Source organism: Methanobrevibacter cuticularis, from assembly GCF_001639285.1.
GTDB classification, from domain to species: Archaea; Methanobacteriota; Methanobacteria; order Methanobacteriales; family Methanobacteriaceae; genus Methanobaculum; species Methanobaculum cuticulare.
Map to the genome: position 1 here is coordinate 22,252 of NZ_LWMW01000033.1, position 13,162 is coordinate 35,413.

At 26.5% G+C, this 13,162-nt stretch carries 7 protein-coding genes; 3 read left to right on the plus strand and 4 right to left on the minus strand.

Annotated features, from left to right (window positions below; translation table 11 throughout):
* Positions 1-61: 61 nt before the first annotated feature.
* Both MBCUT_RS00960 and MBCUT_RS00965 read left to right on the plus strand, forming a co-directional pair.
* Positions 62-1,093 carry a glycosyltransferase family 2 protein gene (locus tag MBCUT_RS00960; protein ID WP_067257623.1) on the plus strand — a complete coding sequence of 344 codons (1,032 nt, stop codon included), beginning with the start codon at positions 62-64 and terminating at the stop codon, positions 1,091-1,093.
* Between the two features lie 324 nt (positions 1,094-1,417).
* Positions 1,418-2,149 (plus strand): hypothetical protein, encoded by a 732-nt coding sequence (locus MBCUT_RS00965; RefSeq protein ID WP_067257626.1) that lies wholly within the window; start codon positions 1,418-1,420, stop codon positions 2,147-2,149.
* A gap of 266 nt (positions 2,150-2,415) precedes the next feature.
* On the opposite strand, the gene MBCUT_RS00970 is transcribed toward MBCUT_RS00965, so the two are convergent.
* From MBCUT_RS00970 to rhuM, 4 genes are all read right to left on the minus strand, one after another.
* Positions 2,416-3,180 (minus strand): exodeoxyribonuclease III, encoded by a 765-nt coding sequence (locus MBCUT_RS00970; protein ID WP_084270663.1) that lies wholly within the window; start codon positions 3,178-3,180, stop codon positions 2,416-2,418.
* A 372-nt stretch (positions 3,181-3,552) separates the two neighbouring features.
* The gene (locus tag MBCUT_RS00975; protein ID WP_067257629.1) at positions 3,553-4,734 is read right to left on the minus strand and encodes a PD-(D/E)XK nuclease family protein; all 1,182 of its coding nucleotides are present in this window, start codon (positions 4,732-4,734) and stop codon (positions 3,553-3,555) included.
* 380 nt (positions 4,735-5,114) lie between these two features.
* Entirely contained in the window at positions 5,115-7,940 is a 2,826-nt protein-coding gene (locus MBCUT_RS00980; RefSeq protein ID WP_067257632.1) for a DEAD/DEAH box helicase, read from the minus strand.
* 250 nt (positions 7,941-8,190) lie between these two features.
* A complete protein-coding gene (rhuM, locus tag MBCUT_RS11490) occupies positions 8,191-8,475 on the minus strand; it encodes a RhuM family protein (protein WP_245634921.1) in 285 nt (94 codons plus the stop codon).
* Between the two features lie 1,113 nt (positions 8,476-9,588).
* Here rhuM and MBCUT_RS00990 point away from each other — a divergent pair.
* Entirely contained in the window at positions 9,589-12,939 is a 3,351-nt protein-coding gene (locus MBCUT_RS00990) for a beta strand repeat-containing protein (RefSeq protein ID WP_169805343.1), read from the plus strand.
* Positions 12,940-13,162 lie beyond the last annotated feature (223 nt).

Here is a 13,162-nt window from a genome sequence, read left to right on the forward strand (position 1 = left end):
TAACGATTGTCATAAGTCATTTTTATAAATGTGATCATAGACTAGTCTTAGAGAAGATAAAATGAAAGAATCAAGTTATAAAATATCTGTTATTGTCCCAGTATATAATGCAGAAAAAACTTTGAATAATGCTATTGATTCAGTTATTAATCAGAGCTTTGGGTTTGAAAATATTGAGATTATTTTAGTTGATGACTGCTCTAATGATGGAACAAAAGACATTATTAATGATTTAGCAAATGAGTACGAGAATATTGTACCGATATTTTTGGAAAGTAACAGTGGACTTCCTTCTAATCCACGTAACATTGGAATTAGAGCATCTACAACTGAATATATAATGTTTTTAGATAATGATGATTATTATTATCCAAATATATGTGAAAAACTGTATTCCTTGATAATTTCATATAATGCTGATCTTGTTGTTTCTAGACATAATTATTGTTCTAATTCTATATTAAAAAAACCTCTCTCATTTTTTAATAAATATGAAGATTTTATGATTGTTGATTCTGTTGATGAATTCCCTGAATTGTTTACAAACTTAGGAGTGATATGGGATAAAATATTCAAGAAACGATTAATAATAAAAAATAATATTAAGTTTCCTGAGGAGATATTAAGTGAAGATATATATTTCTCATTAAAATACTACTTTTATTGTAATAAAATAATTTTATTAAATAATTTTTTTGGATATAGACACACAATAGATTCTCAATCTTTATCTCATAATCTTACAGAACAATATTTACTTAGATTTTTTGCCGGTTTTTTAGAACTTACTAATCTATTGAAAGAATTCAATAAAACTCACTCACCAATAGCTCACTCATTAATAGGAATGCAAAGTTTAATATTTATGAAATCTTTAATTTTATTAGATTCTAATCCAACTTTTAAACTAGATTTACTTACTAAAATGAAACCTTATTTTAAAATGTATAAATATAACACAAGATTATTGCCTATTTCAATTCATTTAAATGTATTTATTAATATTTTTATTAAGATATCATCTATTCATATACATTTCCCCATATATGTATCTAAAATATATAGAAATTTAACAAAATTTTATAAAAATTAATTATCTAGTATTGTATTGATTTAATAATAATCATATTTGATTATAAATTTATTATTAGAGATAAATATCTATATATTTAAATATTTCGATTTAATACTTTTTTATGATTAATTTATATTAATTAAAAATAATCTTTTAAAAGGAGGATTAAGATTACCTTAAATCTAAAAAACAGAAACTATTTAATATAATGGGCAATATATTTGTCATTGTTAAAAAGAGTTAATAGAAATCAATTGATTTTATTAAAATAGAGCTTGAATAAAATGAAGTATGAAATTAAAAAATCTTATCATTCTAATTCATTCATTTTAAGGTGTTATGGTGTCTAGTGAATATTTTATTTACTTGTTTGAATATGAAAATGCAGAAAAGAGAATCTCTATAAATAAAATATTTAATTGTGACCAAGAGATGCCTTTATGTTTTAAATTGTTGTTTTCAGAAGTTATTGGAACCATATCTTATTCAAAAAGTGTTAATAATAAAAATATAGCTATTATTTCAAATTTTAGATCAGGAATCCAATCTTTAAATTCGTTTTTATCATATTGTAATAAAGAAAATCTTTTAGAAAAAGAATTGCTAGAAAAGAATATTGAGGAAACTTTTGAAGAGCTATTCCATGAATTGTTAGTGTATTCTAATTTTTCTTTTAAAAAAGAGGATAATGATCAAATACAGGGAAATATTGCTATTCTTGATAAAAAAATATCAGACAATCATTTTAAAAACATATTGAATTCATTTTATGAGAATAGAAATACCTCAGTAAATACCTATGATATCAAAGGGATTGATCCCATTTTACATGAAATAATAACAATCGAAGATAAAATAGATGAATATATTGAAGAGATAAAACATATAAATGAAGATATAAAAGAGCTATTATCCAGTACAATTTATTATGATTGCTCAGTTTTTAATACAGAAGAATATGATATTGAGTCAACTTTTTTAGAATATATAAATGAAGAAGCTAATTATTTAACAGAAGAAGTTAAGAAACAGCTATTTCAACTGGAATTAGAAAAAATAGCCATTATTTTTTAATTTATTTTCAGTGATTTTTAATTTACTATAATTTGAGTTTAAAAATGTTATTCATATTATAAATTATATTTGAGAACTTATTTTCAATAATCATTATAATTAAATATCCACGATTTTATATTTATTATAATTAAATATCTAGCACGATTTTATATTTATTATAATTAAATATCTAGCACGATTTTATATTTATTATAATTAAATATCTAGCACGATTTTATATTTATTATAATTAAATATCTAACACGATTTTATATTTATTATAATTAAATATCTAACACGATTTTCACTGGAGCGTGTTTTGAGCCTTCAATATCAGACATTATGGTGGCTTCTTTGATAGATTCTTTTAAATTTTTTGATACAAAGAAATAATCTAGTCTAGCACCTTCATTGGTTTCTTTAGCTTTTGCAGATTTCCATGAGGAATATTCTGTTTTATCTGTATTTAGACTTCTATAAGAATCAACATACCCCAATTCTTCTAATTTATCCAGAACTTCTCTTTCTTTCTCTAAAAAATTCACAGACTTTTGGTTATCTTGTGGATTGCTAATGTCCTTTTCACCGTGAGCTATGTTAAAATCACCAGCAACAATAACTTTTTTATCAGCTAATTTTTTAGCTATTTTTAGTAATTCATCAAAGAAACTAATTTTTTTTTCTAAATTAACTTTAGCTCCAGTTCCTGAAGGAGCATAGATATGTAGTAAAACAAATTCATCAAAAGTGAAATTTAAAACTCTCCCATTTAATGAATCATCTGGTTTATCCAAGAATTTTTTAACTAGTTGTGGTTTTATCTTTGAAAAAGCAGCTATTCCTCCAGCTCTTGTGCTTTGTCCTGGAGAAAAATAGGAATAATAATCATCTATGTTTTTTAATTTAGAATCTAATTGTTCATATTTAGCTTTGGTTTCTTGAAATAATATAATATCTGGGATTTCACTGAATATTGGGTCTATTTCTTTGTTTTTAAAACGGGTTCTAATTCCATTAATATTCCATGATATGATTTCCATTTTACTCATATTTTGCCTTCCAAATTCATTTTTTTCTATATTTTTATTAATTATAAACTAATTTTTAAGCTATTGTTTTATTTATAATTAATTATTAATTACTCATTACTATTTAATCTAGTGGTTTATTATTATAAATATTATGATATCATTGTTATAATTTATGATATTCATTTATAAAACTTATTACAAATTAACATTATTAGAATAAATTATATAATAAAATTAAAAATTTTATAGTTTCTATTACAACATTGTTATTGAATGATAAAATTAAAAATTTTATTATTATATTAATTTAGAATATTATATTAATTTAGAAATTGATGCATATTGTTATTTAATTTACTATTCATTTTCTATTTTTGAATAGTATGGTTTTTAAGGAATTGTTATATCTTTTGAATCCATTTTATTACAAAAAGTTTTAAAATCACAGGCCATACATGTTCTTTTCTCTGCTTTTCCTTTCCATGCTTTTTTAATGGGTGTGCCGTTTATTTCTTTAATCATTGAATTCTCAATTTTTGAAACTACTTCATCAAATTCTTCAAGAGCATTTAGAATTGGTTTTTCTTCTATTGGTATTATTCTAATTGATCTATTTTTCATGAACTCTTTGGAGAGATAAACATAATTATCTTCTTCATTATTTTCATCCCAGTTCATTAGTTTATCTTCATCTTCTTTTCCAATTTCTACATCTGTTCTATTCTGATTTATGTCTTCTTTAATAGCTATTAAATCCTCAGTAGATGGTAACAATTCATTTAAATAAAAGATAATTCCTGCAGCTATTGGTTTAGAATCTTCTTGTTTGGATCTCAACCAGGCATAGGTTAATAGCTGCCATTGATGATAGTTCCAATTATCTGAATCAACAGAAGGTCTTTTCATACCTTTGTAATCAATTATAATTTCATATTCATCACTGTCAATAGAGTGAACTATTTCATGAAATTCTTCATTGTTATTTAAATATTCTATTATGCCATTGTTTTTATTTTCACTTATTTTCAATGAACTTATAACATCGATGACTCCGTTTATTCCATAGTAGTTTGATCTACTCTGTCCTTCTTTGTAGTTAGGCATTTTTCTAGTGCCTTTTATTAATACTTCTGCTGAATCGATCAATGGAAATAAGTCAGGTCCTAATATATTAATAGCTCTTTCAGTTCTTCCACTAGCTATTTTTTGATAAGGATGATCGTTACCAGGAGGAATAGATTTTTCATATTTTTTATATTTCGTACAATATAGATTGGTTGGTGCATATAATCCTCTGGCTCTAAGACGATAATCAATTATCTTTTCAATACATCTTATATTGCTTTCCCAATCCCATGGAAAACTAGGTTTTTCATTTTTCCATTTGAGATATGCTTCTTCCATGACTCCGTGAATAAATTCTCCAAACCATAATTGGATAGGTGTTGAAGGGGGCAAAGTTCCCTTGTTTTGATATCTATATTGAAGATTACATGTTAAAAATGATATAAGATCTCCAGTTAAACTATACTCTGGGATAATATATGCTTTTGATCTTGAAGATAATTTCATTTTTCCACCATTTTTATTATGGATTTAACTCTATTTAATATGTTTTGTTGAATATCTAACTATTTAGACAATATTTTGTTAAACTTATTTAGGTAAATCTTTTTTAGATGATTTAGTTTCATTTTTCTATTCATTAGTTATAATTTTTTAAAAAAGAGGAATTAGAATTAAACATTATTGAATATTAAAGTACTATGATGTTTAGTAATTTTCATTTAGTTTTTTAACTTTTTTAAAGATATCAATTAAAAATTACCTAATTCTAGAGAACTTAGATAACTTTAAATTATTTTTTATCTTAAATTTATAAACAATAGCTAATAGTCTCAAAACAATAACTAACAAAATAATATATTCTTTTTAATGAATAATAGCTAACATTAAATTAAAAATATTTCATCGAAGCCTACAAATACTTCATCTCTTTTCCACCCTAATGCAATGTTAGGTATTTTTTTGTGTTCATCATTAGCCATATATCCATCTATAGTTGAATTTAGGCCTATCAGTAATAAAACATCTTTAGCTCTTGAAAATGCAACGAAATATAAACGTGTTAAATCATCAAAAGCTTTATCTCTTGCTTCTCTTTCACCAATTCCAAGATCACTAAAAGCTCTGATTTTATTTTCTAGCTTGGCTGACTTACCACCTTCTTTAGGAAACCGTAAAAAAGAGGTATTAACTCTATTTTTATTAAATCGTGAACCTACATCAACAATCACAAGAGGAAATTCTAATCCCTTGGATTGATGAATAGACATAATATTTATTCTATTATTCGGCAAAGTATCTAATAGATTTTCATCAATTGTCACTCCTCCAGTAGCTATTGGAATAAAGATATTCCAAATAGCTTCCAACACAGACTTCTTCTCTAAGATATGTTCATCATCAAAGTGGATACTACCTGAAAATTCATTAAAAAATCCAGTTTGAGTAATGGTCTGAGTAATAGCTTGTAGATATACTATTCCCTCAGCATCTTCTTGTAATGTTTCAATCCATGTTATCAATTTATAAGCAAGTTCTATTAAACTTGCAGTTTCTGGCCATATTTCATGTCCTTGTAAATTTTTATGATTATATGGAATTCTAGATCTCCATTTATCAACAAAATCCTTTAAACTAATGGGTTGGTGTGGTTCTGGTGAAAGTTCGATGTATTCATTAGCTATTCGTCTCCATTTATTCATATTTCTCTCAGCTAACTTGGGAATCTTTTTAATAGATTTTTGAAACTTAGCTTCAGGGTCTATACATTCTAAAATTAAACCACAAAAAATAGCTACAGGTTTTAAAGTTTGTAAATCTTGCCCACGAGGATTGAATACATCAATTTGAGTTTTGAATTTAGCTAGATTCTTTCTAAGATAGTGTGGAAATAGCTGATTTCCATAGGATAATTCTTTTGGAGAATATGTTAAAATAGCTATATCAGAAGGAGAACCATTTTTTTCATCCAATCTAAATTTTATTTCATTATTTTTTAGTAATTCTTTTTTAAAGCTATTTTCATTAGATTTAAATTCCTTTTTATTAGATGCATATTTATTTAATATAGAATTATCATGACCAGTATTATTCATATTATTACTAATATTATAATTATCATGACCAGTATTATTCATATTATTACTAATATTAGAATTAGGTCTCAATACTCGCTTTATTTTCTTTTTAATCTCTTTTCCTTCTACTAAATCTTTGATTAAAATAGATAAATCTTTAGCCAACATCTCTGGATTTTGTCTAAACATACCTAAAACTGGAACAGTTATTTCACCAAGTTCTTCTTGAAAATTGCTTTGGTTTACTTCAATTTTTTCTTGAATCATACTTTTAGTTGGTACTGTATTTTTTGTTTTAGTTGGTTTTGTGAGTTTTGTATTATTTGGTACTGTATTTTTTGTTTTAGTTGATTTTGTGAGTTTTGTATTATTTGGTGGGGTATTTTTTGTTTTAGTTGTTTTTGTGAGTTTTGTATTATTTGGTGGGGTATTTTTTGTTTTAGTTGATTTTGTGAGTTTTGTATTATTTAATCCTATATTTTGTGAGTTCATATCTTTATTTGATTTAGGATATTTTATTTTAGGCTTTTCTTTAACACGAGCAGATTGATAAATGTCATCTAATTCTACAAAATGATTACATAAATCTATAATATGTTCTGTTGAACGGTAATTTACGGATAAATTAACCTCTTTAACTTCAGTATTTAATTTTTCCCTAGCTCTTTTTGAAAAATTAGTGAATAAGTCAACGGTAGCTCCTCTGAATCTGTAAAGCGATTGATCATCATCACCCACCACAGTTATATTTCCTCCATTAGCTATAGCTGATTTAGCCAATGTGAAATATATTTTCTCTTGTAATAGATTGGTGTCTTGATATTCATCCACTAATATAACTTTAATTTCATCTAAAAAGAGATTTAATTTTTCTGATTTTAATTTTTTTAAGAATATTGATTCTAACATTGGAAAGTCGATTATGTTTCTATTATTCAATTCTTTAATATAATTAGCTATTATATCTAAAGCTTTTTTGGCTCCAGGGACTGTTTCATTAGCCATCAATTCATAAAAATCGACTTGGTCATAATATAATCTGTTTTTAATATCAAGTAAAATGTCACTCATCTTAGAAGGATTTTTAACTTCTTCAACACCAATTAGTGTCCCTAAATATTTTCTTAGATCTTTATCTAAATAAGAATCATTATTAAATAATCCTGAATTAATCATAGCTGCATTAGCTACAAACTCTTCAATAACTACTGGTAAGTTTGTTCCAGGCTCTCGATAAATCCTGAGTATTTCTTCAGCTATACTATCAATAGTCCCTGTGATAATTTGATTGAAATCAATTCTATTGATTTTATTCTTAATTTCATCATCAGAGATATTTTTAGAAAGATGTCTCTTGATGTCATCTCCCCAACTTAATATTCTTGAATGAAGCTCGTTAGCTGCTTTTCTAGTGAAAGTAGTAGCCACTATCTCATTTGGATTGACATCATCTACAAAAATGAATTTCAATATTTTAAGTACCATGACAGTAGTTTTTCCAGATCCTGGTCCAGCCACTATGAAAAGAGATTGATCTTTTTTAGAAGATATGGCTATGTTTTGATCATTATTTGATGAAATATCTCTTTGTAATTCGTTTACAACAATATTTTTAAATTGATTGTAGCTAATCATAATTTATTCCTATATTTATATTTATATTCTCTATTAAATGCTTTTACTATTAATTAATAAAAATAGCTATAGACCAACTTGGATTACTAGATATATTGTCTGTTATTATAGTCATTATTGAAAAATTTATCATTTTATAAAATTATAATATTCAATTTTTTATCTTTAAATTCAATTTAAACAATTTTTAAGAGAGATAAAAATATTAATAATTTACAAACATTACAATCATTACTATAATATTATTTGTTTAGTTATCAAAATAATCTTTACCAAAACGAGACCCATTTTTTAATAGCTCATCATCTAAAACAAAACCTTTAATCATATATTCTTTTAAAACATTAGTAGACCATATTCTAAACTGAGTTGATTGTTTAGAGTTGACACGATACCCTACTGATATGATTCCATCAAAATTATACCATTTTTCAGGCCTACCTCCTTTCTTAGAGTTTATTAAGGATTTCTTAATAAACTCATTTTGATCTTCAAATAGTTTTTTAGAAGATATACTAACTTCATTTTCCTTCAACTCCCCATCCTGAAAAATATTAGCCATATGCATACTAATATTTGGAGAAATTGTTCCAAAAATTTCTGCAACAGTCTTTTGGCTTGCCCATAATGTTTCATTACCAATATCTATTAAAAACTGTCCAGTTACAGCACCTTCTATTCATTTATAAAGTAATGTTTCTGTTAATTGATAATTTTTATTATTCATATTAACCACCTATCTTAATATCTATTTTTTATAATATTATTTATTCTATGCGATTATAATCTTTTTTCATAGAGTTATTGAAGAGTAATTATATAGTCTGATACCTATTTTTTGGTACATATTTATATATTATAAATGATATATTTGCCAAAATACTCTCCTTTTTTAAATCCAATAGAACAATTATAGAGATCTATTAAAAACATATTACATAGAAATCCCATTCAAAATATTCAATATTTAAAAGAGGAAACTTTTAAATTATATGAAAAATTAGTGGACAAACCCTCGTTTATTGAAAAATGGGTAGCTAAATATATTACCAAAAAATAGGTGTCTAACTATAGTAGAAAAAACTTTTCAAAATTATAATAAAGATTGCTATTGTGTTTGAATATCTTTAAAATTAGCTATTTAGTGAATTAATATAAATCATGAAATTTCTAAATTAAATTCAACTAAATTAAATTTAAAAAGCTTTGTACATTTTTATATTAATATTTTTATATATTTTATAATAATTTTAGTTATATAGCTTTATCCAGTTTATAAAACTCACAATTAGTTATGTATTTTTAATTATTAGTGTAATGTGTTCATAGATTGATTTTATCAGTATTTAAACCATTATTTGAAGTGTATTTTTGAGTTATATCCTTTTAAAATTCAATTTTAATTATTTTTCGAAGCCTTTTCCATGTTTTTACTAATTTTAAGTTCTTTTCATTGTTTTTTATTTATTTGTTTATGATATATATATATATATATATATTCTTTTTCAATAAGGTTTATATATGGTATAGGATATAATTATCCTTGTTAGATTATGAGTGATTATTCTCTATTTTCTAACTTGTCTATCATATTTTATATGATATTATTTTTTATTATGATTGATTGGATCAGGAGGTGAAAATGAAAATGTTTATAAAAAATAAACGGTTTATGTCATTTAGTTTAATTGTTTTAGCTATTTTAGTTTGTTTTACTGTATCTGGTGTCAGTGCTGGTTCTCATGAGTTTATTAGTTCTAATACTACTGCGGAGTTTCAGAGTATTATTGATATTGATAATGATGCTGATTTAGAAATTAATCTTACTAGTGCTTCATACAATAATATTTTAGGTCCGATTAATGTTACTCGTAGTAATGTTACTATTCAAGGTAAAGGTAATCCTGTAATAACAGGTTCTGGATCAGGTATTTTGTTTAATATTACTGCTCCTAATGTTCGTATTATTAATTTAACTATTGTTGATTATACTTCGGCTATAGCTTCAAATTCTAGTGATTTAACTATTAGCGGTAATAATATTACAACTTCTGGTGTTAGTATTAATTTGACTAGTTCTGGTGGGGATTTAAATAATATAACTATTGAGGACAATGTTATTGTTTCTTCAATAGCTAATACTAATTATGGTGCTGTTTATGTTTATGCTCCAACGAATAGTAGAGCTGTTATTGATGTTTCTTTGATTAATAACAATATAACTGGTAATGGTGCGAGTAATTCTAATGGTGTTCGTTTTAATACTGTTGGTTGTTCTCTTGATTTGATTTTTGAAAACAACAACATCACAGGAACATCCAACTATGGTGTTTATCTGTATGCATCCAGCAGCAACAACACCAATATAACCTTCACCAACAACAACATCACAGGAACATCCAACTATGGTGTTTATCTGTATACACCCAGCAGCATCAACTCACAATTTACCTTGACTAACAACAACATCACAGGAACATCCGGCTCTGGTGTTTATCTGGATGCATCCAGCAGCAACAACGTCAATATAACCTTCACCAACAACAACGTCACAGGAACATACGAGGGTGTTTATCTGTATACACCCAGCAGCATCAACTCACAATTTACCTTGACTAACAACAACATCACAGGAACATCCAACTATGGTGTTTATCTGTCTCCATCCAACAACAACTCACAATTTACCTTCACTAACAACAACATCACAGGAACATATGGTGTTTATCTGTATGCATCCAGCAGCAACAACGTCAATATAACCTTCACTAACAACAACATCACAGGAACATATGGTGTTTATCTGGTTTCACTCACCAGCATCAACTCACAATTTACCTTCACTAACAACAACATCACAGGAACATCCAGCTATGGTGTTTATTTGTCTACAATCGACGGCAACAACGTAGAATTTACCTTCACTAACAACAACATCAAAGGAACACCAAGAGGTGTTGATCTGACTGTAGTCAGGGGCAACAACGTAGAATTTACCTTCACTAACAACAACATCACAGGAACATATGGTGTTTATCTGTATGCATACAGCAACAACAACAACATAACCTTTAATGAGAATAATATTACTGGTGGTAGTTATGCTGTGTATGTTTATCCTACTGGTAATTTTTTTAGTGGTATTAGGTTTTTGAATAATACTATTAATGCTACAAGTGGTGATGGATTCGGTTTCAGCACTGGTTCAGTTATTGGTGTTAGTGATTTTATTGTTCGTGGTAATACTATTTATGCTGAGAATGGTGCTGGTTTGAATTTTACTGGATTATTTGCTGGTTCTCTTGTTAATGTTACTGTTGAGTATAATCGTATTATATCTCTGGTTGGTGTTAATATCACTAGTTATAATGATAATAGTAGTTTTGATTATAATTGGTGGGGAGTTGACGATATAGCTAATAAGATTTTTGGTATCGATACTAATAATCATTATATTTTGAATATTACTAACTCTAGTAGTTTGGATGATGTTCATTTTGGTGATATTGTTAGTTTTTATCTGTTGGTCTTGAATACTACTCGTGATAATACTGATGTTGGGAATTTGCCTGATTTTGTTATTAATGGTACTTTAAATGGTGTGCCTTATAATGTTAGTCGTGCTGATGGTTTTGTTTATGAGTTTACAGTTCCAAAAGGAGGTACTAATATTTTAGATGCTAGTTTAGATGCTGCATATAATATTACAACTTTCGGTGCTACACAAGCTAATACAAATTCAACTATTGTTGTGAATCCTGATTCTGTTAAGATTGGTGAAAATGTTACTGTTAGTGGTGTTTTAGCTAATCATACTGGAATTAATGGAATTAATGTTACTGTTGATGGTACACTATTTGAGAATGTAACTGTTAATCCTGATGGTAGTTGGAGTTTGAATTACACTACTAATGTCACTGGTATTTTAGATATTGTTGTTAGTTTTGCTGGTAATGAAAATTATACAGCTTTTAGTAATTCTACTACTTTCAATGTTACTAAATTAGCTGTTAATTCAACTATAAACATTCCATCTAATGTTAAAGTGGGTAAAACCATAACAATCGATGGAATACTTGTTGATGAGAATGGTAATCCAGTAGCTAATGCTTTGATTAATGTTACTATTGATGGTGTATTATTTGAGAATGTAACTGTTAATCCTGATGGTAGTTGGAGTTTGAATTACACTACTAATGTCACTGGTATTTTAGATATTGTTGTTAGTTTTGCTGGTAATGAAAATTATACAGCTTTTAGTAATTCTACTACTTTCAATGTTACTAAATTAGGTGTTAATTCAACTATTAATGTTCCGGGAACTATTAATGTGGGTAAAACCATAACAATTGATGGTGTGCTTGTTGATGAGAATGGTAATGTTGTAGCTAATGCTGTTGTTAGTGTTAGTGTTGGTGGTAAAGTTTATTCTTTAAAAACTGATAATAGTGGTCGTTGGAGTCTTACTTATAAACCAACTCATGTTGGAAGTGTTAATGCTGTTTTGAATTATGCAGGAAGCGATAAATACTTTAGCTATACCAACACTACAACTTTTAATGTGGTAAAAGGTAAAGCTATCGTTGATGCAACTGTAGTTAAAAATTCTGATGGATCTGTAGATGTAATTGTGACAGTGACTGATGAAGACGGCGATCCAATACCAAACTATAAAGTTAATGTTGAATTGGATGGTAAACACATCGGAGATATCGTTACTGATGTTTTTGGTGTTGGAAGAATCCATATACCAAGCAGTAAACTAAGTGATGGTCATCATGTGATTACAGTTCTATCTGATGATGAAAACTACAATGCTAATCCAGTTTCAGCTGAATTTGAAATACAAAACAACAAAAATGATACTAATAATCCTAATAAAACAAGTAACAATCCAGTAGCTACAGCTACTATGAAAAATACAGGAATGCCGATAATAGCTATCATATTAGTGTTATTAACTACAATTGGAATAAGTATTAGAAAAAAGCAAGATTAAACATTTTTTAGGAGGATTTATTTATTTTCTCCTCTATTTATTTATTTTTTTTACTCATATTTGTAATTTATTAACTAATTAAAGTTTTTTTATTCTTAATCGATTAATATTTTTTTAATGATTCCGAAAATAAGTATTTCTTTTTATTATTTTTTCATGTTATTTAATTTTCGGAACTGTCAAAATGTTAGTTGGTAAGAAAAATTTCTCTTCTAAAAATCAA